Source organism: Nonomuraea sp. MTCD27 (genome assembly GCF_041950495.1).
Lineage (GTDB): Bacteria > Actinomycetota > Actinomycetes > Streptosporangiales > Streptosporangiaceae > Nonomuraea.
In genome coordinates this window covers 337,300-361,342 of the sequence record NZ_JBGNUW010000009.1, presented here as the reverse complement: position 1 = coordinate 361,342, position 24,043 = coordinate 337,300, and the positions used below count along the sequence as shown (strand labels likewise).

General features: G+C 72.0%; 24 protein-coding genes. 15 read left to right on the top strand and 9 right to left on the bottom strand.

Translation table 11 applies throughout. The features are described 5' to 3' along the window. Nucleotides 1-120: 120 nt before the first annotated feature. On the top strand, nucleotides 121-1,755 hold the full coding sequence (locus tag ACBJ59_RS27440) for a CocE/NonD family hydrolase (protein ID WP_375113124.1): 1,635 nt from the start codon (nucleotides 121-123) through the stop codon (nucleotides 1,753-1,755). Nucleotides 1,756-2,058: 303 nt separating this feature from the next. Then, nucleotides 2,059-2,370 carry a hypothetical protein gene (locus ACBJ59_RS27435; RefSeq protein WP_375113123.1) on the top strand — a complete coding sequence of 104 codons (312 nt, stop codon included), beginning with the start codon at nucleotides 2,059-2,061 and terminating at the stop codon, nucleotides 2,368-2,370. Nucleotides 2,371-2,383: 13 nt separating this feature from the next. Here ACBJ59_RS27435 and ACBJ59_RS27430 read toward each other — a convergent pair whose 3' ends face one another. Continuing rightward, nucleotides 2,384-3,196 carry an alpha/beta hydrolase gene (locus tag ACBJ59_RS27430; RefSeq protein ID WP_375113122.1) on the bottom strand — a complete coding sequence of 271 codons (813 nt, stop codon included), beginning with the start codon at nucleotides 3,194-3,196 and terminating at the stop codon, nucleotides 2,384-2,386. Nucleotides 3,197-3,326: 130 nt separating this feature from the next. Here ACBJ59_RS27430 and ACBJ59_RS27425 point away from each other — a divergent pair, with 130 nt between their 5' ends. From ACBJ59_RS27425 to ACBJ59_RS27415, 3 genes are read left to right on the top strand one after another with little or no spacing between them, the layout of a single operon-like run. Further along, a complete protein-coding gene (locus ACBJ59_RS27425) occupies nucleotides 3,327-3,818 on the top strand; it encodes a methylated-DNA--[protein]-cysteine S-methyltransferase (RefSeq protein ID WP_375113121.1) in 492 nt (163 codons plus the stop codon). Beyond that, complete coding sequence (locus ACBJ59_RS27420; protein WP_375113120.1) at nucleotides 3,815-4,528, top strand: 2OG-Fe(II) oxygenase; 714 nt, start codon at nucleotides 3,815-3,817, stop codon at nucleotides 4,526-4,528. The genes ACBJ59_RS27425 and ACBJ59_RS27420 overlap by 4 nt, the downstream gene beginning before the upstream one ends. 4 nt (nucleotides 4,529-4,532) lie before the next feature. After that, nucleotides 4,533-5,192, top strand: coding sequence for an alpha-ketoglutarate-dependent dioxygenase AlkB (locus tag ACBJ59_RS27415; protein ID WP_375113119.1), 660 nt, complete (start codon nucleotides 4,533-4,535; stop codon nucleotides 5,190-5,192). Here the strand turns inward: ACBJ59_RS27415 and ACBJ59_RS27410 are convergent. The 5 genes from ACBJ59_RS27410 to ACBJ59_RS27390 form a co-directional block, all read right to left on the bottom strand. Further along, a complete protein-coding gene (locus ACBJ59_RS27410) occupies nucleotides 5,176-5,856 on the bottom strand; it encodes a helix-turn-helix domain-containing protein (RefSeq protein ID WP_375113118.1) in 681 nt (226 codons plus the stop codon). The two genes, ACBJ59_RS27415 and ACBJ59_RS27410, sit on opposite strands and share 17 nt — an antisense overlap. A 15-nt stretch (nucleotides 5,857-5,871) precedes the next feature. Continuing rightward, a complete protein-coding gene (locus ACBJ59_RS27405) occupies nucleotides 5,872-6,486 on the bottom strand; it encodes a hypothetical protein (RefSeq protein ID WP_375113117.1) in 615 nt (204 codons plus the stop codon). An 85-nt stretch (nucleotides 6,487-6,571) separates the two neighbouring features. Then, a complete protein-coding gene (locus ACBJ59_RS27400) occupies nucleotides 6,572-6,754 on the bottom strand; it encodes a hypothetical protein (RefSeq protein ID WP_375113116.1) in 183 nt (60 codons plus the stop codon). A gap of 1 nt (nucleotide 6,755) precedes the next feature. Continuing rightward, nucleotides 6,756-7,604, bottom strand: a complete 849-nt coding sequence (locus ACBJ59_RS27395) for an alpha/beta hydrolase (protein WP_375113115.1) — start codon at nucleotides 7,602-7,604, stop codon at nucleotides 6,756-6,758. A 22-nt stretch (nucleotides 7,605-7,626) separates the two neighbouring features. Next, a complete protein-coding gene (locus ACBJ59_RS27390) occupies nucleotides 7,627-8,841 on the bottom strand; it encodes an amidohydrolase family protein (protein ID WP_375113114.1) in 1,215 nt (404 codons plus the stop codon). Between the two features lie 103 nt (nucleotides 8,842-8,944). Here ACBJ59_RS27390 and ACBJ59_RS27385 point away from each other — a divergent pair, with 103 nt between their 5' ends. Further along, nucleotides 8,945-9,403, top strand: a complete 459-nt coding sequence (locus ACBJ59_RS27385) for an SRPBCC domain-containing protein (protein ID WP_375113113.1) — start codon at nucleotides 8,945-8,947, stop codon at nucleotides 9,401-9,403. 24 nt (nucleotides 9,404-9,427) lie between these two features. Here ACBJ59_RS27385 and ACBJ59_RS27380 read toward each other — a convergent pair whose 3' ends face one another. Further along, the gene (locus ACBJ59_RS27380; RefSeq protein WP_375113112.1) at nucleotides 9,428-12,577 is read right to left on the bottom strand and encodes a BTAD domain-containing putative transcriptional regulator; all 3,150 of its coding nucleotides are present in this window, start codon (nucleotides 12,575-12,577) and stop codon (nucleotides 9,428-9,430) included. Between the two features lie 94 nt (nucleotides 12,578-12,671). Here ACBJ59_RS27380 and ACBJ59_RS27375 point away from each other — a divergent pair, with 94 nt between their 5' ends. Then, nucleotides 12,672-14,174, top strand: coding sequence for an MFS transporter (locus tag ACBJ59_RS27375; protein WP_375113111.1), 1,503 nt, complete (start codon nucleotides 12,672-12,674; stop codon nucleotides 14,172-14,174). 66 nt (nucleotides 14,175-14,240) lie between these two features. On the opposite strand, the gene ACBJ59_RS27370 is transcribed toward ACBJ59_RS27375, so the two are convergent. Further along, nucleotides 14,241-14,594 (bottom strand): nucleotide pyrophosphohydrolase, encoded by a 354-nt coding sequence (locus tag ACBJ59_RS27370; RefSeq protein ID WP_364120658.1) that lies wholly within the window; start codon nucleotides 14,592-14,594, stop codon nucleotides 14,241-14,243. A gap of 41 nt (nucleotides 14,595-14,635) precedes the next feature. Between ACBJ59_RS27370 and ACBJ59_RS27365 the strand changes: the two genes are divergently transcribed. From ACBJ59_RS27365 to ACBJ59_RS27355, 3 genes are read left to right on the top strand one after another with little or no spacing between them, the layout of a single operon-like run. Next, complete coding sequence (locus ACBJ59_RS27365) at nucleotides 14,636-15,076, top strand: MarR family transcriptional regulator (protein WP_375113110.1); 441 nt, start codon at nucleotides 14,636-14,638, stop codon at nucleotides 15,074-15,076. A gap of 45 nt (nucleotides 15,077-15,121) precedes the next feature. After that, nucleotides 15,122-15,934, top strand: coding sequence for an alpha/beta fold hydrolase (locus tag ACBJ59_RS27360; protein ID WP_375113109.1), 813 nt, complete (start codon nucleotides 15,122-15,124; stop codon nucleotides 15,932-15,934). Nucleotides 15,935-15,962: 28 nt separating this feature from the next. After that, nucleotides 15,963-17,480 (top strand): protein kinase, encoded by a 1,518-nt coding sequence (locus ACBJ59_RS27355; protein WP_375113108.1) that lies wholly within the window; start codon nucleotides 15,963-15,965, stop codon nucleotides 17,478-17,480. A 15-nt stretch (nucleotides 17,481-17,495) separates the two neighbouring features. Here the strand turns inward: ACBJ59_RS27355 and ACBJ59_RS27350 are convergent, their stop codons facing one another. Beyond that, entirely contained in the window at nucleotides 17,496-18,506 is a 1,011-nt protein-coding gene (locus ACBJ59_RS27350; protein WP_375113107.1) for a LacI family DNA-binding transcriptional regulator, read from the bottom strand. A 146-nt stretch (nucleotides 18,507-18,652) separates the two neighbouring features. Here ACBJ59_RS27350 and ACBJ59_RS27345 point away from each other — a divergent pair, with 146 nt between their 5' ends. The 5 genes from ACBJ59_RS27345 (at nucleotide 18,653) to efeU (ending at nucleotide 24,032) form a co-directional block, all read left to right on the top strand. Beyond that, complete coding sequence (locus tag ACBJ59_RS27345; protein WP_375113106.1) at nucleotides 18,653-19,939, top strand: extracellular solute-binding protein; 1,287 nt, start codon at nucleotides 18,653-18,655, stop codon at nucleotides 19,937-19,939. Then, on the top strand, nucleotides 19,936-20,895 hold the full coding sequence (locus ACBJ59_RS27340) for a carbohydrate ABC transporter permease (protein WP_375113105.1): 960 nt from the start codon (nucleotides 19,936-19,938) through the stop codon (nucleotides 20,893-20,895). The genes ACBJ59_RS27345 and ACBJ59_RS27340 overlap by 4 nt, the downstream gene beginning before the upstream one ends. Next, nucleotides 20,892-21,740, top strand: a complete 849-nt coding sequence (locus tag ACBJ59_RS27335) for a carbohydrate ABC transporter permease (protein ID WP_364120674.1) — start codon at nucleotides 20,892-20,894, stop codon at nucleotides 21,738-21,740. The genes ACBJ59_RS27340 and ACBJ59_RS27335 overlap by 4 nt, the downstream gene beginning before the upstream one ends. Nucleotides 21,741-21,744: 4 nt before the next feature. Next, nucleotides 21,745-23,112 (top strand): glycoside hydrolase family 5 protein, encoded by a 1,368-nt coding sequence (locus ACBJ59_RS27330; protein WP_375113104.1) that lies wholly within the window; start codon nucleotides 21,745-21,747, stop codon nucleotides 23,110-23,112. A 95-nt stretch (nucleotides 23,113-23,207) separates the two neighbouring features. Continuing rightward, on the top strand, nucleotides 23,208-24,032 hold the full coding sequence (gene efeU / locus ACBJ59_RS27325; protein ID WP_375113103.1) for an iron uptake transporter permease EfeU: 825 nt from the start codon (nucleotides 23,208-23,210) through the stop codon (nucleotides 24,030-24,032). Nucleotides 24,033-24,043: the final 11 nt, after the last annotated feature.

The following is a 24,043-nucleotide window of genomic DNA, read 5'->3' as shown; positions in this document are numbered from 1 at the left end:
CCGGCAGGTGAAAAATCATCGCCTCGTATAGGGCTTTTCTCCGAAGGGGTGGCATCCGTCCCCGTTCGTACGGTGGGTGCGCCGTACGCTGAGGGCGGAGCGAAAGGATCTGCCATGGGCATGCTCAGCAGACTGTTCGACCGATTCCTCGGCCTGCCCGAAGCCACCACCCCCGACATCGACGTGGCCCGTGACCTGCGGGTTCCGATGCCCGACGGGGTCGTGCTGCTCGCCGACCGCTACCGGCCGCGCGGGTCGGGGGCGATGCCGGTGGTGTTGATGCGCACCCCGTACGGCAAGCACAAGTTCGACGCCAAGGGCACCGCCCGCGTGCTGGCCAGGCGCGGCATGCAGGTCGTCGTGCAGAACGCCAGGGGTACGTTCGGCTCGGGCGGCGAGTTCACGGCCTTCCACCAGGAGAAGGCGGACGGCCTGGCCACGGCCGCCTGGCTGCGGGAGCAGCCGTGGTGCGACGGCCGGCTGGCGATGGCCGGGGCGAGCTACCTGGGATACACGCAGTGGGCGGTCGGCCCCTACCTCGACCCGCCGCTGGAGGCCATGTGCCTGGGGGTGACGGCCAGCGAGTTCCGGAGCACGTTCTATCCCGGCGGGGTGTTCGCCCTGCACAACCTGCTGACCTGGGCGTCGCTCATCGGTACGCAGGAGACGGCGCCGCTGGGCGGCCTGCTGCCGAATCCGCGGTTCGACAGCCGGGTACGCCGGGCCATGGCCCACGTCCCGATCGGCACGTCCGACGTGGCCGCCATCCGTACGCGGGTGCCGTTCCTGCGGGAGGCGGCGGCACACTCCGAGGCGGGTGACGCCTTCTGGGTGGAGACCGACAACAGCGCCGCCGCGGTCAAGATGACGACGCCCACCAGCATGGTCACGGGCTGGTGGGACCTGCTGCTGCCGGCCCAGCTCCGTGACTTCACCGCGCTGCGGGAGGCCGGGCGGCGCAGCCGGATCGTGATCGGCCCCTGGGGGCACGACCTGGGCGCGATGCGGGCGCTGCTGTCGGACGAGGTGTCGTGGCTGTCGGCACACCTGCTCGGCGACACCGCCCAGCTCCAGCGCGCACCGGTGCGGCTCTACCTGCAGCGGGCCGACCGGTGGCTGGACTTCGACGAGTGGCCGCCGCCGCAGTCCGTGCCCACGCCGCTGTACCTGCTGGCGCATCGCGGGCTCGGCTGGGACCCGCCGGACGAGGGCGGCACGGACACGTTCACGTACGATCCCGCCCATCCCACGCGGTCGTGCGGCGGGGCGCTGCTCGACATGCGCGAGTCGAAGCAGCGCGACAACCGGGACGTCGAGGCCCGCCCCGACGTGCTCGTCCACACCGGGACGCCGCTCCCCCGCCCCCTCGACCTGATCGGGCCCGTCTCGGCCACCGTGCACGTGCGGACCGACACCGGGCACGGCGACGTGTTCGTACGGCTGTGCGACGTCGACACCGCCGGGGTCTCGCGCAACGTCACGGACGGCATCCTGCGGTTGCCCGCCGGGAGCGAGGGCGTGGTCAGGGCCGAGGTCGAGCTGCACCCGACCGGGTACCGGTTCCGGCGCGGGCACCGGCTGCGGGTGCAGGTGGCGGGCGGGGCGTTCCCCCGGTACGCGCGCAACCACGGGACCGGCGAGCCGGTGGGGCAGGCCGTGCGGACGCGGCCCACCCGGTTCGAGGTCTTCCACGACACGGAGCACCCCACGTCGCTGACCCTGCCCGTGTTCGAGGGGCGGCGGCCGCCGGTGTAGGCCCCTGACGTCTGGAACCTCCTGCCCGGGATGCGGGTAATGAGGGCGAGGAGGTTCTCGACGATGTTGTTTTCGGACGGCCTGAAGATTCTCGGGCCGGTGGTGGTCATGGCGCTCGCCGCTGGGTGCGGGGCCGCGGTTCCGGCGGGTGGACCCGCTGCGACGGGTGGATCCGCGCCGACGGGTGGATCCGTGCCGACGGGTGGGTCCGTTCCGGCGCCGGTGACGCCGACGGCGGCGCCCGTGGTCACCGGTGCGGGTTGTAACGGCACGCAGGTTCTCCGGGGGAGCGGGTTTCCGGAGGTGAAGGGGGAGGCTCGGGACGCGGAGCTGTGGGGATTGCTGTTCCTGCGGGCGCCGCCGCCGCTCCCCCGGAGAGAGGAGGTCAAGATCGTGTGGCGGATGACCGGTGAAGGGCCGCTGCGCGTCCGGGCCACGCTCGCGGACGGGACCGCCGCCAAGCCGGCCTGGGGACCCAAGGAGCACGGCGGGTCGAACTGGCGGCGGCCCGGGCAGGAGTGGGGCACCGGGTTCGTGTTCCCGAAGCGCGGCTGCTGGAAGGTCGAGCTCACCCGCACCCGGGGGTCAGGGCACGTCTGGTTGTCGGTGAAATGAAGTCATCCCCAGGTCATCCCCGGGGCAGGGTGCGGTCGATGAAGGCGGTCACGTCGTCCAGGACCTCGTCCTTGTTCGTCTCGTTGAAGACCTCGTGCCGGGCCCCCGGGTAGATCCGCTCCGTCAGGTCGGTGCCCTTGACGGCCGCCACGCCGATGCGGCTGCCGGGGAGCGGCACCAGCTGGTCGTCCTCCCCGTGCACCCACAGCGTGGGGAGCGCGCCGAAGGTGCCGCCCTTGGCGATCGTGGCCAGCATCGCCGCGAACGCCTCCAGCGTGGCGCGCTTGAACGGCCCGTGCCACACCATCGGGTCGGCGGCGTACGCGGCGCCCACCGACGGGTCGCGGGAGAGCGTCGCCGGGTCGATGGGAACGTCCGGCGGCTCCTCGTACGCCAGCAGCTGGGGCACGGCCGCCCACTCGCCGATCACCGGCCCGGACAGGACGAGGGCGGTCAGGCCCGCGCCGTACCGCTGGGCGTAGCGGGCCGCGATCATGCCGCCCATCGAGTGGCCGATCAGCACGACCGGGACGCCCGGGTGCTCGGCCCTGGCGCGTTCCTCGACCGAGTGCACGTCGGTGACCACGTCCTCGAAGTCCTCGACGAGCACCCGGTCGCCCTCCGACCTGCCGTGGCCCATGTGGTCGAGGCCGAGGACGGCGGCGCCGTGACGGACGAGCCGGTCGGCCACGTACTCGTAGCGGCCGATGTGCTCGCCGTAGCCATGGACCAGCAGGGCGAGGTATCGGGGCTGGTCATGGGGCCATTCGCGGACCTTGTTGAGGCCCCTGGTGCCGGTGAAGGTGTGCTCACGTGATCGCGCCATGTTCGCTCCCGCCTCGAAATTGCGGTGAGCGTACGCCGCCGGCCGGGCATCGTCCAACCGGGCGCGGAAAGGGTGGCCGCGATGTCCGAAAACCGCTGACTTCTGAGGGGGCGGCGGTGTTGAAGAAGGTATGGACATCTACACCACGATCGACAGCCCGGTGGGCGAGATCCTGCTCGCCGGGGACGGCACGGCGCTGACCCGCGTCTCGTTCGACCGGTCCGCGGTGCGGGCGGGGTGGCGGCGCGAGCCGCTCGCGTTCGCGGCGGCGGAGCGGCAGCTCGGCGAGTATTTCGCGGGCGAGCGCACCTCCTTCGACCTGCCCCTCGGCCCGCGCGGGACCGCGTTCCAGGAGCGGGTGTGGGCGGAGGTGGCGACGATCCCGTACGGCACCACGACCACCTACGGCGCGCTGGCCGCCCGCGTCGGCGCGCCCGCGGACCAGATCCGGGCGGTCGGCGCGGCCGTCGGCGCTAACCCGCTGCTCGTCGTCCTGCCCTGCCACCGCGTGGTCGCCGCGAACGGCGCGCTGACCGGGTACGCGGGCGGCCTCGAACGCAAGCACGCGCTGCTCACGCTCGAAGGCGCCCTGCAGCCGCAGCTCTGGAGCGTGCTCTCATGAGGCTCATGGAGGCCGAGCGGGTCGACGCGGCCGACTGGGGGAAGCTGGCGGGCGAGCTCGACGCGTACGGGTGCGCGCTGACGCCCCCGGTGCTCACCGCCGAGGAGTGCGCGGAGATCGCCGGCCTGTACGACGAGACCGGGTTCTTCCGGGCCACCATCGACATGGAGCGCTACCGGTTCGGCGCCGGACAGTACCGGTATTTCGGCCACCCGCTCCCGCCGCTGGTCGAGCGGCTGCGGGCGGCGTTCTATCCCCGGCTGCTGCCGATCGCCCGCGACTGGGCGGCCCGGCTGGGGCAGCCCGCGCCCTGGCCGGACGACTTCGGCGAGTGGCTGGACATGTGCCACCGGGCCGGGCAGACCAGGCCGACGCCCATCCTGCTGCGCTACCGGGAGAACGACTGGAACGCCCTCCACCGAGACCTGTACGGGGACCTGGTGTTCCCGCTGCAGGTCGTGATCGGGCTGGACCGGCCCGGCGAGGACTACACCGGGGGCGAGTTCCTGCTGGTGGAGCAGCGGCCCCGGGCCCAGTCGCGGGGCACGGTGACGCTGTTGCCGCAGGGGCACGGGCTGATCTTCACCACCCGGGACCGGCCCGTGCGCTCCTCGCGGGGGTGGTCGGCCTCGCCCGTGCGGCACGGGGTGAGCACCGTACGGTCGGGGCTGCGGCATACGCTGGGGCTGGTCTTCCACGACGCCAAGTGACTTCATGGGAAAGATCGTGATTCCACTGCCGATGAGGGAGGTCGCGCCAGGGGCCGTCCACGTCCCCGGGTGGTTGCCGCTCGACGAGCAGCGGCACCTCGTCCAGGCGTGCCGCGAGTGGGCGACCGGGCCCGTGCCGATCCGGCACACCGTGCTGCCCAGGGGCGGGGTCATGTCGGTGCAGACCGTCTGCCTGGGGTGGCACTGGCAGCCGTACAGGTACACCCGGCTCGCCCACGACGTGAACGGGCGCCGGGTGGCGGAGTTCCCGGCGTGGCTGGGCGAGCTGGGCCGCCGCGCCCTGGCCGACGCCTACGGCCAGGAGCACCCCGCCGAGGCGTACGAGCCCGACACCGCGCTGATCAACTTCTACGACGGCCAGGCGAAGATGGGCATGCACCAGGACAAGGACGAGAAGTCCGACGCCCCGGTGGTGTCGCTGAGCATCGGTGACGCCTGCGTGTTCCGCTTCGGCAACACCGAGACGCGCGGGCGGCCGTACACCGACGTCCGGCTCGCCTCGGGCGACCTGTTCGTGTTCGGCGGGCCGTCCCGCTTCGCCTACCACGGCGTGCCGAAGGTCTACCCGGGCACCGGCGATCCCGCCACCGGGCTGGCCTCCGGCCGCCTCAACCTCACGATGCGCGTCACCGGCCTACGGTGACGTAGTCGAACTCGTCGTCGGAGAGCGTGCGCCGCAGCGTGCGCAGCACCTTGGCCGGGTCGTCGCCGGGCCCTTCGACGTAGAAGGGCCGGCCGTCGCGGCCGAACGTGATCGCCGAGCCGCCCTCCCACTTGCCCAGCAGGTCGGCGCCGGGCCCGAAGTCGTCGTGCGGCTCGAACCCGAACGTGCGCGCGTAGTCGATCGAGCCGAACAGCAGGTGCCTGGCCAGCTCGATCGGCGCCTCCTGCCAGCCCGCGTACTCGCCGAAGAAGTATTCGCGGAAGCGCGCCAGGTCGCGGTCGTCGAGCACGTCGGGGCCGATGGCGTTCTTCACGCCCAGGCAGTAGACGTCGGCCAGGTAGCCGCAGACCGACAGCCGGTCCCAGGTGTGCCGCCGGGCGACGAGCACGCTGACCATGCCGCCCACCCCGCTGGCGGGGGCCTGGTCCACCCATCCGCGGGCGGGATCGACGCCGAGCCCCTCGCTCCAGCCGACGTTGATCCAGCAGCCGGCCACCTCGGCCTCTTCGGTGCCCGTGGTCTCGGCGGCCACGGCCCGCACCAGCGGCGCCACGACCGACGGCGAGACCTTGAGCGCGCGGGCGATCTCCTTGGGCGACTTGCCCTGGCGGCGCAGCTCGCGTACCTGGTCCATCAGTTCCATTGGGGCAGCCTAGCCTCACCCGCCACACGCATCGAGCCACCACCAGCCGTCCGCGAGCTCGAAGCTCGGGCAGACGCGCACGCCGAACCCGTCGTAGGCGCCGCGCGGCGCTCCGGTGAAGTGGGCGTACCCGACGGCGTCGTCCGGGATGCCGACCCGGTCGGGCACGAACAGCACCCGTCCCCCGTCCTCGGCCCGCCAGGTCACCACGCCGCAGGTCGCGGAGACGAAGCAGAGCTCGCCGGGCAGCCGCGCCCCGTGGTACGACCCGGAGGCCAGCCGGCCCGCGCGGGCCAGCTCCACCACGCGGCCGAACGCGGGCCGTTCCAGGTAGAACCGCGCCCGGGCGCGCAGGTCCGGAGAGACCGCCAGGACGGCGGGCGCCACCACGCCCGCGACCAGGAGCAGGCAGGTCGCGCTGATCACACCGGACCGTCCCCGGACGGCCACGAAGGCCACCGCGGGGGCGGTCAGCACCACGAACGCGGACATCGCGGCCACCAGCACGAACGGCGCCAGGATCCACAGCTCGGTGTGCAGCCAGCCGGAGTGCAGGACCAGGCCGACGAGCGCCAGACCCAGCACACCCATCCCCAGCAGCAGGAACCCGCAGATGATCCGCCATCTCACGGCAACCCAGCCTAGGAACCACATGTGCAGAGGCAGCCCGATAAATGTGGAGGTATTGCCGCAGTATCGCGGGCCGCCCGGCGGGCTACGTGAGGCGGCGGGCGAGCCAGGCCAGGGCCAGCGGGTAGCGGTATTCGATGCCGCCGTGACCGGCGTCGAAGAGCTCGAAGTGGACCCGCTCGCCCGGCACGCCCGCCGCCCGCACCGCCCGGTGGAACGCCACGGCGCCGAAGTCGAGGAAGTACTCGTCCCGGTTGCCGGCGTCCACCTCAGATCGCGCGCATCGACCGCAGCGCCTCGGCGTGCCGCGGCTCCCCGGCCATCACCACCGGGTCCCGGGCCAGCCAGCGCCGCCACACCTCCGGCACGACGGCGCCCGTGTCGTCGAACGGCATGCGCACGGTCCCGTCCTCGTCGGCGGAGTAGGCGGCCGCGTAGGCGTACATCTCCAGCAGCTCCAGGTCGCCCTCCTTGGTACCGGCCAGCCGGCCGCGGAAGTCGGCGAGGAACTTGTCGTACGAGCCGCCGTACATGTCGCGCAGCCTGCGGGCCAGCTCGGGGAACGACCGCCGCGCGCAGACCTCGAACAGCGCGTCCCCGGCGTGCGTGGCCAGCGCGCCGAACACGTCGGGCGCCAGCATCGCGGTCACCATGGCGCCGTAGCCGCCGCTCGACTTGCCGGTGACGGCCCGGTGGTCGCGGTCGGCGATCGTGCGGTAGCGCGCGTCCACGTACGGCACGATCTCGTCGCGCAGGTAGGAGTGGTAGCGGCCGGTGCCGGGCGAGTCGAGATACTGGCTGCCGCCGAGCGAGGTCCACGCGTCCACGTACACGACGATGGCGGGCGGCACGTCGCCGGCGGCGAACATCGCGTCGGCCAGCTCCGGGTACGGCTGCCGGAACGGCGCCCGGTTGAACCACATGGCGACGTGCCCGGTGTAGCCGAGCAGCACGTAGATGGACGGGTAGCGGCGGCCGGGCTCGTCGTCGTAGCCCGGCGGGACGTACACCACCAGCGGCCTCTCGTGCGGGTCGCCCAGCGGGTTGCCGCGCAGCAGGGCGCTGTCGACGACGTGGTGGTCGAGGCGGCCGGCCAGCTCGGCGGACCAGGGCAGCATGGGATCTCCTTCTGGGGACGGGTCAGCCGACCGACGTGGTCACCGTGTCGACGTCCGCCTGGCCGACGGACCGGCCGGAGACCAGCACGAGTGACAGGTTGTGCAGGTCGGAGATGCGTTCGAGCGGGTCGCCCGCGACCGCGATGAGGTCGGCGCGCTTGCCGGGATCGAGGCTGCCGGCCACCTCCCCCACCCCGCAGGCGTCGGCGGCCAGCATGGTGGCCAGCTCGATGATCTCCGCGTTGCCGTAGCCGGCCATCGCGAAGACCTCCAGACCCCCGACGTACCCATCGGTCCGGTTCTCGATGCCGCCCACCGCGAATCCGGAGTCGGTGCCCGCGATCTGCCGCACGCCCGCCTCCCGCATCGCGGAGATCCCGGCCAGCCAGGTGTCCAGCATCTCCTCCCCGTGCACTTCGCGGATCCGCCAGAACGCGCCGTGCACCGTGGGGCAGACGTACGTGCCGCTGGCCGCGACCAGGTCGGCGAGCTTGGCGTCGTAGCGGTGGCCCGACGGGGTGAAGAACGTGCAGTGCTCGATGGTGGTGACGCCGGCCTCGACGGAGCTGCGGATCGCCGCGTGGGCGTGGGCGTGGGCCGCGACGCCCTTGCCGCGCGTGGCGGCCTCCTCGACGACGACGCGGAGCTGCTCGGTGCCGTACTGCGGCACCCAGCTCGGCGGCGCGCCCGGCGTCATCTGGCCGCCGGAGGCCATCACCTTCAGGCAGTCGGCACCCGCGCGCAGGTTCTCCCTGGCCACGCGGCGGATGGCGGGCTCGTCGTCGGCCTCGCCGCCCATGTACCAGCAGTGGCCGCCGGTGATGGTGATCGGCCTGGTGGCGGCCACCAGGTGCGGGCCGACGGTCAGGCCCTCCTCGATGGCGTCGCGTAACGCCAGGTCGAGGAAGCCGCGCGCGCCGAGGTCGCGGGCGGTGGTGACGCCGGCGGAGACGAGCTTGCGGGCGTTCTCGGCCATGCGCAGGAGCAGGTGGTGGTCGCTCTCGGGGCTGCGCCGGGTCACCGGGTCGACCTTGTCGTCGAACCCCAGGTGCACGTGCGCGTCGACCAGCCCGGGCAGCACCGTGTGGCCGGGCAGGTCGAGGACCTCGTCCGCCTCGCCGGCGCTGCCGCGCGGCCCCACGGAGACGATCCGCGGCCCGTCGACGAGCACCTCGCCGTCCGGGATCACTTCTCCGGGACGCCCGGTGAGCACCTTGGCCGCGCGAATGATCCTCATGTGCTCCACCCTGCCACGCGCCTAAAGGCCGCGAGAAGGGGATCGTAAGCCGGGCGCGGCACCTTTGAGGACATCGCAGAGCCCAACAGGAAGGACCGGGACGATGATCCAGACCGCCGAGTACGACCTCATCCGCCTCTTCGACGCCCCCCGCGAGCTGGTGTGGGCCGCCTGGACCGAGCCCGAGCGGTTCTCCCGCTGGTTCGGGCCCACGTCGCTGGCCACGCCGGTGGGCCGGATCACCCTGGACGCGCGGCCGGGCGGGATCTGGCGGACGACGCTGGTGGGCGACGAGGGGTTCGAGGTGACGATGGACGGCACGTACCGGGAGGTGGTGGCGCCGGAGCGTTTGGTGTTCACGACGGGCGACCCCGACGCCCCCGGTGACGGGCCCGCGTCCGTCGTGACGATCCGCCTGACGGAGGTGGACGGCAGGACCGAGATGTGCTTCCACCAGTACGGTGTCAACACCGACCAGGAGCACGCCGAGCAGGCCAAGGCGGGCTGGCTCGAGTTCTTCGACCGCCTGGCCGAGCACGTGGCGCCCGCCCGCCTGGCGTGACGCGGCACGGATCCGGAGCAGGGGTCAGAACAGCTGCTCGGCGTCGTCGAGCTTGTACGTCGCCCCCTCCGCGTACGCGGCCGCGAACGCCTCCTCCCCGATCCCGTCGCGGGTCCGCGCGGTGACCCGCTCGACGTGGTCGGCCTCGGACGGCCCGGCCGGCAGCTGGTGCTGCTGCCTGGCCGCGGCCGCCAGGCCCAGCAGCCTGGCCGACCGGTCGGTGGGACCGGCCGCGGCGGCGGCACCCTCCACCGCGGCCACCGCCGACCGGGGATCGCCGATCTTCCGGATGGCGGCCAGGGCCTCGACGTGCAGCTCCATGGCCGTGGCCAGGTCGCCCCGCGCCTCCATGAGGTGGCCGAGCTCGATGAGCGTGTCCGGCAGGTGCATGGCCGGCTCGGCGTCGGGGTCGCGGGACAGCCCTTCGAGCAGGTGGTTCAGGTGCTTCTCGGCCAGCTCCAGGTCCCCCGACCGGCGCGCGGCGTAGGCCAGGCCCATCTCGGCCATGGTCGAGGCCAGCATGTAACCCTGGGCGACCGCCATCTTCAGCGACCGCCCGGACAGCTCGACGGCGCGGTCGTAGTCGCCGCTCTGCATCGCGACCCAGCCCAGCCAGGCGATGTGCGTGGCGACCTCGGACCACAGCCCCAGGTCCTCCGCCATCCGCAGGCCCTCGCCGAACAGCCGGTTGGCCCGGTCGAAGTCGTGCGCCATCTCGGCCACCGACGCCAGCCACTCGGTCGCCCGCAGCAGCCCCCACCGGTCGCCCAGCTCGGTGAACAGCCGGGCGCTCTCCCCGCCGATCCGCTCCAGCGCCTCGATGTCGCGCAGGGTGAAGGCGTCCATGGCCTGCCTGCTGAGCGCGGTGGCGATGCCCCACCGGTCGCCGAGCTCCCTGAACGTGACCAGCGCCCGCTCGTTCAGCTCCTGCCCGGTCTGCATGTCCTCGACGTGCAGCGCGATGAACAGCGCGGCCCTTGCGCGCTCCCCCGGGTCCTCGACCGCCTCCAGGACGGGTCTCCAGTCGGTCTGCTCGCCCAGGGTGAGGGCGAACCCGGCCGCCCAGGCCGCCGCCCTGGCGCGTACGCCGTCCCGCGGCCCCGGGATCGCCAGCGCCGCCGCCAGGGCCCGGCGGCCCTCGGCCAGCCGGCCGCGCAGGAACCAGTGCCAGGCCAGCGCGTTCACCAGCCGGGCCGCGCTGTCCGCGTCCTCGCGCGCCGCCGCCGTGTCGAGCGCCGCCCGCATGTTGGCGGCCTCCGCGTCCAGGCGCAGCAGCCAGTCGCGCTGCTGGTGCCCGTACAGCTCAGGCTCCGCGCGTACGGCCAGCGCCAGGTAGTGGCGCAGGTGCGCGAGGCGTACGCGGTCGAGCTCGCCGACGTCGGCCATCCTGGCCGCGCAGTATTCGGACACCGACTCCAGCAGCCGGTATCGGACTCCGGCGGGGGTGTCCACGACCACCACCAGCGAGCGGTCGACCAGGCGGGCCAGCAGGTCGAGCACGTCGAGCGCGAGGTCGTCGTCCGCCGCGCAGACGGACTCGGCGGCCTCCAGCGTGCACCCGTCGGCGTGCACGGCCAGGCGGCGCAGCACCACGCGCTCGTCCTCGGACAGCAGGTCCCAGCTCCAGTCGATCACCGCGGTGAGCGTCTGCTGGCGGGCGGGCGCGCCACGCTGGCCGGAGGCCAGCAGCCGGAACCTGTCGTCCAGCCGGGCCACCACGCCCTGCACGCCGAGCGCCCGCACCCGCGTGGCGGCCAGCTCCAGCGCCAATGGGATGCCGTCGAGCCGGCGGCAGAGCTGGGCGACGGCCTGCGCGTTGCCCGCCTCGAGCGCGAACCCGCGGGCGGAGGCGGCGGCCCTGGTCACGAACAGCCGTACGGCGTCGGAGCGCGCCATGGCGGCCAGGTCGGCGCTCGCGGGCACGTCGAGCGGCGGGACGCTCCACAACACCTCGCCGGCCACGGCCAGCGGCTCCCGGCTCGTGGCCAGGACGCGCAGGCCCGGACAGGCCCGCAGGAGCACCTCGGCCAGCTCGGCGACCTGCTCGACCACGTGCTCGCAGTTGTCCAGCACGAGCAGCATCCGCCTGGGCTTGAGCACGGCCGCCAGCTGCGCGGCCGGATCGCCGTCGGCGGGCCCCTTCGGGGCGGCGTCCTCCCTGATGTCCAGGGCCGCCAGGATCGCCTCGGCGGGCGAGCGGGACGCCTGGTCCAGCGCGACCAGCCAGGCCCCGTCCGCGAACCCGTCCACCAGCCGGTTCGCGACCTCCACCGCCAGCCTGGTCTTGCCGACACCGCCGCTGCCGGTGAGCGTCACCAGCCGCTCCTCCTCGACCAGCCCGCGGATCTCGGCCAGGGCCTCGTCCCGGCCGATCAGCTTGCTGACGGAGGCGGGCAGGTTCGTCACGGGCCGCTCGGCGGGCACGCTCAGCGCCGGGTCCTGGCCGAGGATCGCCTGGTGGAGCGCGACCAGCTCCGGCCCGGGGTCGAGACCGAGCTCGTCGGCCAGCCGCTCGCGCAGCTCGCCGTAGCTGGCCAGCGCCTCGCTCTGCCGCCCCGCCCGGTACAGGACCCGCATGTGGACGGCGCGCAGCCGCTCCCTGAGCGGATGCCGGGCCACCAGGTCGCCCAGCTCGCCCACCAGCAGCCCGTGCTCGCCGAGCTCCAGCCGGGTCTCGGCGTGCTGCTCCAGCGCCGAGAGCCGCTGCTCCTCCAGGCGGTGGACGGCCGACCTGGTGTACTCCTCGTCGGCGAAGTCCGCGTACGCGGGGCCGCGCCACAGCGCCAGCGCGTCCGACAGCAGCCCCGCCCTGGTCCTGGGGCTGTCGGCGGCCTCTGCCCGGGCCAGCAGCTCCGCGAAGCGCATGGCGTCCACGGCGCCGTCGTCGGTACGCAGCAGGTAGCCGGGGGCCCGGGAGACGACGAGGTTCTTCCCGCCGGACTCGGCGTCCTCGAACGCCTTGCGCAGTTGCGAGACGCGCACCTGCAGCGCGCCCGCCGGGTTGGCCGGCGGGTCCTCCCCCCACAGGTCGTCGACCAGCCGGTCCACGGACACCGGATGGCCCTCGTGGACGAGCAGGTCCACGAGCAGCGCCCGGACCTTGAGACCCGGAATCGTGACGGCCTCCCCGGCGTCCGTCCAGACGGCCAGCGGCCCAAGCACCCCAAATCGCATGCTCGTCACCTTATGCGCGGTCGTAAGCCCGCGAGAAGCGCTCCTGAAGCCCCTTCCCGCACCGTGGAGCCACCGGAACCGAAAGGGGCACGACATGAACACCGCAACCACCGCTGGGCCGGCTGCCGAACCGGCTGCCGGGCGGCGCGAATGGATCGGGCTGGCGGTCCTGGCCGCCGTGGCCCTGCTGCTCTCCATCGACGGCAGCGTCCTCTACCTGGCGCTCCCGCACCTCAGCGCCGAGCTCGGGGCGAGCGGGCCGCAGCAGCTCTGGATCGTGGACATCTACTCGTTCATGCTGGCCGGGTTCCTGGTGACCATGGGCACGCTGGGCGACCGGATCGGCCGGCGGCGGCTCCTGATGATCGGCGCCGTGGCGTTCGGGGTGGCGTCCGTGCTGGCCGCGTACTCGGTGAGCGCCGAGATGCTGATCGCCACGCGGGCGCTGCTGGGGATCGCCGGGGCCACGCTGCTGCCGTCGTCGCTGGCGCTGATCAGGAACATGTTCCGGGACGCCGGGCAGGCGGGCACCGCGATCGGGCTCTGGTACGGCTGCTTCATGCTCGGCATGACGGTCGGCCCGCTGGTGGGCGGGGTGCTGCTGGAGCACTTCTGGTGGGGGTCGGTGTTCCTGCTGAGCGTGCCGGTCATGGTGGTGGTGCTGGTCGCGGCGCGTACGCTGCTGCCGGAGCACCGCGAGCCCGCCACCGGCCGGCTCGACCCGGCCAGCGTCGCGCTGTCCCTCGCCACCATCCTGCCGGTCATCTACGGCCTCAAGGAGGTCGCCAGGGGCGGCTGGGACCCGGTGCCGGTCGCGGCGATCGTGGCCGGGCTGGCGTTCGGCGCGCTGTTCGTCCGGCGCCAGCGCCGCCTCGCCGACCCGCTGCTGGACCTGAGCCTGTTCGCCCACCGGGCCTTCTCCGCCACGCTGGGGATCATGCTGCTGGGCGGGGTCGTCATGTCCGGTACGACGCTGATGACCACCCAGTACCTGCAGACCGTCGAGGCGCTGTCACCGCTGGCGACCGGGCTGTGGCTGGTCCCGCAGAACCTGGCCATGATCGCCGCCCTGGCCCTGGCCCCGGCGATCGCCCGCCGGGTCGGCGCCGCGTACGTGATGGCCGCCGGCTTGACGCTGGGCGCGGTGGGGCTGTTCCTGCACACCCAGGTCCCGAGCGTCGGCGGCACCGGCCTGGTGGTGGCGGGGCTGGTCCTGGCCTCGGCGGGCATCGCGCTGCCGATGGGCGTGGGCAACGGCATCATCATGATGGCCGCGCCGCCGGAGAAGGCCGGGTCGGCGGCGTCGGTGACGGAGACGAGCGGCGAGTTCGGCGTGGCGGTGGGCGTGGCCGCGATGGGCAGCCTGGGCACCGCCGTCTACCGGGGCGAGCTGCCCGAGCACCTGCCGGTGGAGGCGGCCCGCGAGAGCATCACGGCCGCGGTGAGTGCCGCCGAGGACCTGCCCGGCCTGCTCGAAGTGGCCCGTGCCGCCTTCACGACCGGCCTGAACACGGTGGCCGCGATCAGCGCGCTCACCTTCCTCGTCCTGGCCGCCGCCGCCTTCGTGATCCTCCGGCGACACGACACCGCCGCCTGAGTCAGGGGACGGCGGCGCCTTCCTGCACCTGCGTCAGGTGGACGGTGGCGCCTTCCTGCACCTGGGTCACGGGGACGGCGGCGCCTTCCTGGCCGAGCCGCGGTAGCGCTCGGCGTCGTAGCGGCGGTCGTTGTCGTCGAGCTTGGCCCGCGCCGCCGCCACCAGGTCCACCCCCAGGACGTCGGCCAGCCGCACCAGGTAGAGGGTCACGTCGCCCAGCTCCGTACGCATCCTGGCCAGCGTCTCCGGATCGGGGTCCGCGGACTCCTCGGCCGTGAGCCACTGGAACTCCGCCACCAGCTCCCCGACCTCCCCGGCCAGCGCCATCGCCAGGTTCTTCGGCGTGTGGAACCGCTCCCACTCCCTGACCCGCGCGAACTCGCGCAGCCGCTCGGCAAGGCACTCCAACTCCGTCGTCACGCCACAGGACCCTACCGACCCGCGCCTGTATGTTGCTGCTCGTGAATGGGGTCGAACTGTTCCTGCTGGGCCGGACGCTGATGAAGATCGGCGAGGAGGCGATGCCGACCGAGGGCATCGGCGAGCACTCGGCGAGCGTGCGTACGGTCCTGATCGTGGTGAGCGACCTGCGCGGGCACCCCGACACCACGGTGGGCGAGATCGCCGCCCGTACGGGCCTGCCGCAGAGCGCCGTGTCCGCCGCCATCGCGCGGCTGCGCACGGCGGGCGCGGTGACGGCCGAGACCGACCCCCGGGACCGCCGGCGCACGATCATCCGCGAGGCGCCCGCCGTGTCGGAGCGGGTGACCCGGGTCCGCGACACCCCGATCGACGCCGCGCTGGCCGCCGCGCTGGGCACGGACGACCCGGAGCGGGTGGGCCGGGCCGTGGCGGCGCTGGAGGAGCTGGCGGATCAGCTCATCCCGAAGCTACGGGACTAATCCATCAAACTTGATACATCGAAAATGATGGATTAGATTGTCGGCATGAACGCCGACATCTTGCGCGTGCCCGGAGCCAGCCTCTACTACGAGACGCGCGGCACCGGGCCGTACCTGCTCATCTCGCAGAGCGGCGAGGGCGACGCCGGCCGGAGCGTGGATCTGGTGGACCGGCTCGCGGACGACCACACCGTCATCACCTACGACCGGCGCGGGCTTAACCGCAGCACGATCGACGCCCCCCACCCGGGCGTGAGCGTGCGGCAGCACGCCGACGACGTGCACCGGCTGCTGGCCCACCTCACCGACCGGCCCGTCATCATGCTCGGCCAGAGCATGGGCGCCTCGATCGGCCTCCACCTGGCCGCCCGCCACCCCGAGCAGCTCAGCCTGCTCGTCGCCCACGAGCCCGTCTCGCCCTGGCTGCTCCCGGCCGCCGAGCGGGCGCGGCACGTGGCGGAGCTGGCCGAGCTCCGCGACCTCTACCTCGCAGCCGGTCTCCCGGCCGCGCTCGCGGAGATCGCGCGGGTCCTCGGCATCACCGGCGACGACGCCGAGCCCGGCCTGACCCCGCAGCCCATGACGCCCCAGCGGCGGGCCGGCTTCGACTTCTTCATCCGCCACGACTTCCGCGCGGTCATGGAGGACGACCTCGACCTGCCGGGCCGCCAGGTTCGCATCGTGCCGGCGGCCGGCCGGGCCACGCCGCGCACCGTCTTCGACCACCGGTGCGCGGTCGAGCTGGCGCGGCTGCTGGGCACCGAGGTCGCCGAGTTCCCCGGCGGGCACAACGGCAACCTCAGCCATCCGCGCGCGTACGCCGCCCGCCTGCGCGAGGTCGTCCAGTCCGCCGCCTAGGCGCACCCACCGTGTACGCTTCCGACGCGTGTCCGACTTATCCGTGCCCGGTTACGAGATCAAGGGCGTGCTCGGTCAGGGCGGCTTCGGTGTGGTCTACCTCGCCCTGCAGTCGGCCGTCGGCCGCGAGGTCGCGCTCAAGGTCGACAACCGGGTGCTGCTGTCCGACCGCGACCGGCGCCGGTTCATGCGCGAGGTCACGGCGGCGGGCGCGCTGTCCGGGCATCCGCACGTGGTGCCCGTCTATGACGCCGGGCTGCTGCCGGACGGGCGGCCGTACATGGTGCTGGAGCTGTGCCCCGGGGGCTCGCTGGCCGGGCGGCGCCTCTCCCCGGCCGAGGCGCGCGACGCGGGCGTGCGCATCGCCGACGCGCTCGCGGCCGCGCACGCGCAGGGGGTGCTGCACCGCGACGTGAAGCCGGGCAACATCCTGCTCAACCGGTACGGCCAGGTGGCGCTGTCCGACTTCGGGCTGGCCACCATGCCGGCCTCCGGCCCCGACGCCTCGGTGACCCGCGAGTCGCTCACCCCCTCCTACGCCCCGCCCGAGGCGTTCGAACTGGCCGAGCCGTCGCCGGCCGCGGACGTGTACGCGCTGGCGGCCACCGTCTACGCGCTGCTGTCCGGCCGCCCGCCCCGCTTCCCGGAGAGCGGCGTGCCCAACGTGGCGATGATCCTCGCCCTGCACCGCCTCCCCGTCCCGGACATCCCCGGCGTGCCACCGGACCTGACCGCCGTGCTCCGGCGGGCCCTGGCCACCGACCTCCGGGAGCGCACCCCGAGCGCGGCCGCCCTCCGCGACGCCCTCGCCGCCGTCCCCCTGGCGCCCTCCCCCGAGCAGCCCTCCGGAAGCCACGTGGCCGCGCCCGTCCCTTCCCACGTGAGCCCTCAGCGGCCCGCCTTCCCCCCGCAGGCCACGAACCCGCCGCCCGGCACCCCGACGGACACCAGGCCGCCCGCGCCGCGCGGGGTCAACAAGGCCCTGCTCGCGATCATCGCCGCCCTGACCCTGGTGATCGCGACCGGCGCCGGGGTGTTCATCCACAGCCAGGTCACCCGGACCCCGGAGACCAGGCAGGCCGCACCGGACACCGGCACCACGAAGCCCAAGGAGGCCGGCGCTTTCCAAGGGCTCGACACCTACACCGAGAACTGCCCGGCGGCCAAGGTACGCGGCGGCGGGGCGGCCTGCGTGCGGGAGTCGGAGTGCTGGAGTGGCCTGGTCATCATCACGGGCGACACGAAGGCCAGGCGGCTCGGGTGCGAGGAGACGCATGCGTGGGAGACGTTCGCGGTCGCCCCGATCCCGCAGGACGCCGAGACGTACGTCCAGCAGGACCTCGCCAAGCACCCGACGGTGAAGCGCGTCTGCAGCCGCTCGGTCCTGCTGGCCACCCGGACCGGCACGGCCAGGACCATCGGCGCGACCCGGTGGCGGGCCGATGTCATGCCGCCGTCCCAGGCCCAGTTCGAGGACGGGGTGCGCTTCTACCGCTGCGTCGCCGGCCTGAACGGCCAGGAACCCCGCAGGTCCTTCTTCCACTGACCGGCTGGGCGCGGCCTACACGTGGCGGGCGGTGCTCTCCCGGACGATCAGCTCCGTCGACAGTTCCACGCGCTTGGTCTCCGGGACGTCGCCGTGGCCCATCGCCAGCACCGTACGGGTGGCCAGCGCCGCCATCTCCTGGAGCGGCTGGCGTACCGTCGTCAGCGGGGGCCAGGCCGACTTCGCCAGCGGCAGGTCGTCGAAGCCCACCACGCTCAGGTCCTCCGGGACCCGGAGCCCGCGCTGCCGGGCCGCCTCGAACACGCCGAACGCCATCAGGTCGCTCCCGGCGAAGATGGCCGTGGGCGGGTCGGCGAGGGAGAGCAGGGCGTGGCCCTGGTCGTGGCCCGAGTCGACGAGGAACGTGCCGCGCCTGATCAGGTCGGGCACCACGGGCACCACGGCCGTCTCCAGCGCCGCCCGGTAACCGTCTATCCGGGCCTGGCTGCACAACATGTCCGCCGGGCCGCTGATCATGCCGATCCGCCGGTGCCCGAGCTCCAGGAGGTGCCGGGTCGCCGCCAGGCCGCCGTTCCAGTTGGTCGCTCCGACCGAGACGACCCCGGGCGCGGGCTCGCCCTCCGGGTCCACCACCGCGAACGGCAGGGAGCGGGCGCTGAGCTGGGCCTGGATGCCGGTCGAGAGCCGCGAGGCCACTATCACGACGCCGTCCGTCCGCCTGGCCGCCAGGCGCTCCAGCCAGTCACGGCCGGGGCCCGCGTGCGTGTGCAGGACCGAGATGACGACGCTGGCCCCGGCATCGTGGGCGGCGCTCTCCGCACCGCGGACGATCTCCATGGCCCAGGGCGACTCGATCTCCGCGAAGACGAGGTCCACCAGGCCGGCCGGCGTGTCGTCCTGGCTGATGCGTCGCTGGTAGCCGTGCTCCTGCAGGAGCCGTTCCACCCTGTGGCGGGTCGCCGGCGCGACCTCCGGACGCCCGTTGATGACCTTCGAGACCGTCGGGATGGAGACCCCGGCCTCCTCCGCGATCAGTGCGATCGTGACCCGCCTCTTCGCTGACACAAATCGGGAGTGTATCCGAAAGTTTCGGTTTGGGATCGCTCGCCCTGGAGGTGTTGACGCTTTACATGGCGTTTACCTACGATCACGGCAAAGAAATTATCGGGGGGTTCACGAAACTTTCGTCAATCGCTGAGGAAGGGACCCCTATGAAACGCAGTCTGGTGTTAGCCGCCATCGCCGTGCTCGTGGCCGGTTGCGGAGGTGGCGGCGGCGGGGAGACGGCCCCACAGCAGAGCGGCGGCGGCTCCCCCGCCAAGGTCACGCTGGAGTGGTGGCACCTGTCGACCGCCGAGCCGCTCAAGTCCCTCTGGGCACAGCGCGCCAAGGAGTTCGAGGCGAAGAACCCGCACGTCACGATCAAGGCGACGGTTCTGGAGAACGACGCGTACAAGGCCAAGCTCACCACGATCACGCAGTCGGGCAACGCGCCGGACGTGTTCGCCTCGTGGGGCGGCGGCGTGCTCAAGCAGCAGATCGACGCGGGACTGGTCAAGGACATCTCCGGCGACGTCGCGGACGTGCTGCCCACCTTCACGCCGGCGGCGCTCAGCGCGTACCAGATCGACGGCAAGACGTACGGTCTGCCGACCGACATCGGCTTGGTGGGTTTCTGGTACAACAAGAAACTTTTCGAAAAGGCAGGCATCACCGAGCCGCCGGCCACCTGGTCGGCGTTCCTCGAGGACGTCAAGAAGCTCAAGGCCGCGGGGGTCACCCCGATCGCCCTGGCCGGCAAGGAGAAGTGGCCCGGCCACTACTACTGGGCCTACCTCGCCCTGCGCATCGCCGGCCTGGACGCGCTCAAGCAGGCGGCCACCGACCACGACTTCACCAAGCCCGACTTCGTGGCGGCCGGCCAGCAGGTGAAGGCGCTGGCGGACCTCCAGCCGTTCCAGAAGGGCTTCCTGGGCGCGGCGTACTCCACCCCTGACGGCCAGTCCGCCACCGTGAGCAACGGCAAGGCGGCCATGGAGCTGATGGGCCAGTGGGCGCCGAGCGTGCAGGCCGACTCGGGCAAGGGTCTCGGCGACGATCTCGGGTTCTTCCCCTTCCCCGCCGTCGAGGGCGGCAAGGGCTCGGCCGGTGACGCCTTCGGCGGCGGCGGCGGGCTGGCCGTGGGCGCGGACGCGCCGAAGGAGGCCCTGGACTTCGTCAAGTTCATGACCGAGATGGGCAACCACTCCAAGGCCGTCGAGTCCGGTGGCGTGCTGCCGGTGCTCAAGGGCGAGGAGAGCGCGGTCAAGGACCCCAACCTCAAGCAGGTGGCGACGCTGCTGGCCGGTGCCAGCGGCTACCAGCTCTACCTGGACCAGGCCTACCCGCCGGCCGTCGGCCAGCAGGTCAACGACAGCGTGGCCGAGCTGATCGCCGGTACGAAGACACCGGAAGAGGTCGGCGCGGACATCACAGAAGTGGCCAAGAGCGAGGGATGACGACACTCACGAGAGGGCCGGAGGCGGTCCAGCTTCCGGCCCCCACCCCTGTCGGCAGGCGTCGCGGTCGCTGGGTGACCATCGCCCTGTTCCTGCTGCCCGCCATGGTGCTCTTCCTGATGCTGGTCGTGGCCCCCATGCTGGTGGCCCTCTATTCGAGCGTGTTCAGGTGGAACGGCTTCGGCGGCCTGCCGACCAACTTCATCGGGATGGACAACTTCACCCGGCTGTTCAGCAGCGAGATCTTCGCGCAGGACCTGTGGCACCTGCTGGTCCTCGTCCTGCTGTCGATCTTCGTGCAGCTGCCGTTCTCGCTGGCCATCGCCATGCTGCTGAACCAGCGCATGCGCGGGCGGGCGTTGTACCGGGTGCTGTTCTTCGCCCCGTACGTGCTGTCCGAGGTCATCACGGGCGTGCTGTTCTCGCTGATCCTCGCCCCTGACGCGGGCATGGCGAACCAGCTCCTGTCGATCGTCGGGTTCGAGTCGGAGTGGCTGGCCAATCCCGACACCGTGATGCCGTCGCTCTTCCTGGTCATGACCTGGAAGTACTTCGGCTTCCACATGATGATCTATCTCGCCGGGCGGCAGAACATCCCGAACGAGCTCATCGAGGCCGCCCAGATCGACGGGGCCACGGGGTGGAAGACGTTCAGGTACGTCACGCTGCCGCTGCTCGGCCCGACGATCCGGATCAGCATCTTCCTGTCCGTGATCTACACGATCCAGCTCTTCGACCTGGTCTGGATCCTCACCGGCGGCGGGCCCTCGCACTCCTCGGAGACGATGGCGGTCACCATGATGGACTGGGGGTTCAAGCGCTCCCAGGTCGGCTACGCCAGCGCGATCAGCGTCGTGATGTTCGCGCTCAGCCTCGTCTTCGCCCTCATCTACCAGCGTTTCGTCATGCGCCGTGACCTGGAGGGCGCGACGACCTCCCTGGGAGGCCGCAGATGAACCACGGGAAGATCAAGCCGGCCAGGCGGCGGCGCAAGACGCTGCCCCTGCACGTGATCGCGTTGATCGTGGGCGCGTTCATGGTCATCCCGGTGGTCTACGCGCTGATCGGCGGTTTCAAGGAGAACAGCGAGCTGTCCGCCAACCCCTTCGGCCTGCCCGAGACGTGGGTGACGGCCAACTACACCGACGTGCTGGGCTCCGGGTCGTTCTGGCGGCAGATGTGGAACAGCATGTTCATCGCCGTGGCCACGACCGTGCTGACCGTCGCGCTGTCGGCGCTGGCGGGGTTCGTCTTCGCCAGGTTCGCCTTCCGCGGCAGGGAGCTGTTCTTCACGATGTTCACCGCCGGGCTGATGTTCCCGTTCGCGGTGGCCATCCTGCCCATCTTCGTGCTGCTGCGCACGTTCGGGCTGCTGGACAACCCGCTCGGCGTGATCCTGACGCAGGCCGCCTTCGGGCTGCCGCTGACGATCATCATCCTGCGCGGCTTCTTCCGCAGCATCCCGGGCGAGATCGAGGAGGCGGCCACCATCGACGGGTGCACGCCGTTCGGGTTCTTCTGGCGGATCCTGCTGCCGATGGCCCGGCCCGCGATCGCCACCGTCTCGGTCCTGGCCATCGTCGGGAGCTGGAACAACTTCATGCTGCCGCTGGTGGTGTTCAGCGAGGAGGTGAGCTGGACGCTGCCGCTCGGCATCCAGCAGTTCCAGGGCCAGTACGCCTCCGACACCGCCCGCATCCTGGCCTATCTGATCCTGGCCATGGTTCCCGCGCTCGGGTTCTACGCCATAGCGGAACGACACCTGGTCGGTGGCCTCACCGCGGGTGCCACGAAGGGGTGACTTCATGCTGCACGTGTCCGGAACCCATCTCCTCACGGACGACGACACGCCGGTACGCCTGCGGGGGGTGGGTCTCGGGGGCTGGATGAACATGGAGAACTTCATCACCGGCTACCCGGCGAACGAGTCCTCCATGCGGCACGCCGTACGCACCGTGCTGGGCGACGACCGGGCGGAGCTGTTCTTCGACCGGCTGCTGACCTCGTTCTTCACCGAACAGGACGCGGCCCTGCTGGCCGGACTGGGCATGAACTGCGTCCGCATCCCGGTCAACTACCGCCACTGGGAGTCCGACGAGCGCCCCCTGGAGATCGACCAGCGCGGCTTCCGCCACCTGGACCGGGTGATCGGCCTGCTGGGCGCGCACGGCATCCACAGCGTGATCGACCTGCACGCGCTGCCCGGCTCGCAGAACCAGCACTGGCACTCCGACAATCCCACCCACGTGGCCGCGTTCTGGCAGCACCGGCACTTCCAGGACCGGGCGGTGCACCTGTGGGAGGTCATCGCGGACCACTACCGCGACAATCCCTGGGTGGCCGGATACAACCCGGTCAACGAGCCGGGCGACGTGTCGGGCAAGGTGATCGGCCCGTTCTACGACCGCCTGGTGAAGGCGATCAGGGCCGCCGATCCGCGCCACGTCCTGTTCCTCGACGGCAACACCTACTCCACCGATTTCTCGATATTTCGGGAGGTGTATGAGAACACGGTCTTCGTCCTTCACGACTACGCGCTGGCCGGTTTCGCCCACGGCGGCCCGTACCCCGGGTACACCCGCGGCGAGTGGTGCGACCGCAACCAGCTGGAGCGGACGTTCGACAAGCGCTCCCGCTTCCAGCGCGAGACGGGCACGCCGCTGTGGGTGGGCGAGTTCGGGCCCGTCTACACCGGGGACCCCGTCGTGGACGGGCAGCGCTACCAGATCCTGCGCGACCAGCTCGCGATCTACGACGAGCACGGCGCGGGCTGGTCGCTGTGGACGTACAAGGACGTGGGGTTGCAGGGGCTGGTGCACGCCTCGGGGGCCTACCTCGACCGGTTCGGCGACTTCATCGCCAAGAAGCGGCGGCTCGGCGCCGATCGCTGGGGCTCGACGATGGAGGAGTCGACGGACGTGCTGGCCCCGCTGCACGCGCTGGTCGAGACCGAGTTCCCCGGCTGGGACCCGTACCCGTGGGGCGCCCGCTACCAGGCCGACGACCTGATCAGGCACATCCTGCTGGCCCAGGCACTGCTCCCCGAGTACGCGGAGCTGTTCCGCGGGCTCGGCGACGACGACCTGGTCGCGCTGGCGGACTCGTTCCGCCTGGAGCGGTGCGTACGCCGCGAACCCCTGCTCGACCTGCTGGCCGACAATCTCAAGAGGTGAGTGGGGGGTCCCTGTCGTTCCGGATGCTTGCGTAGGTATGCTTCGCCTGCCCTAATTTAGGCAAGGCTTCCCTCAGCGAGTGGCGGTAGGCAATCGTGTTCGCCAGTTACCTCATCGGATTGCGCGAAGGACTCGAGGCGGCGCTCGTCGTCTCGGTCCTCATCGCCTTCCTGGTCAAGAGTGACCGCAAGGACAAGCTCCCTCAGGTCTGGAGCGGGGTCGGCGCGGCCGTCGTGCTGTCGGTGGCGTTCGGGGCGCTGCTGACCTTCACCGCCGCCCGCCTCAGCTACACCGGGCAGGAGCTGTTCGAGGCGATCACCTCGCTGCTCGCCGTCGTGTTCGTGACCTGGATGATCTTCTGGATGCGCCGGGCGGCCCGCGCGCTCTCCAAGGAGCTGCGCGGCAAGCTCTCCGAGGCGCTGGAGCTGGGGTCGGTCGCGGTGGTCGTGATGGCGTTCCTGGCCGTCGCGCGCGAGGGGCTGGAGACGGCGCTGCTGTTCTTCGCCTCCGTGCAGGGCGCCACCGCTTCGGCAGAACCGTTGATCGGCATCTGCCTGGGGCTGCTCACGGCGGTACTGATCGGCTGGGGCATCTACCGCAGCGCCCTGACGATCAACCTGACGAAGTTCTTCGCCTGGACCGGCGGGCTGCTGATCCTGGTGGCCGCCGGCATCCTCAAGTACGCCGTGCACGACTTCCAGGAGGCCGGCGTGCTTCCCGGCCTGAACACCCAGGCCTTCGACATCAGCGCCGTCCTGCCCGCCGACTCCCCGCACGGCGCCGTGCTGGCGGGGATGCTGAACATCACCCCGCAGCCCAGCGTTCTGGAGGTCGTGGCCTGGGCCGCGTACCTCGTTCCCACCCTCTTCCTCTTCCTGCGCCCGCAGCAGGCCAAGTCCACCGCGCCCTCGGCCGCGTGAACAGGAGCATC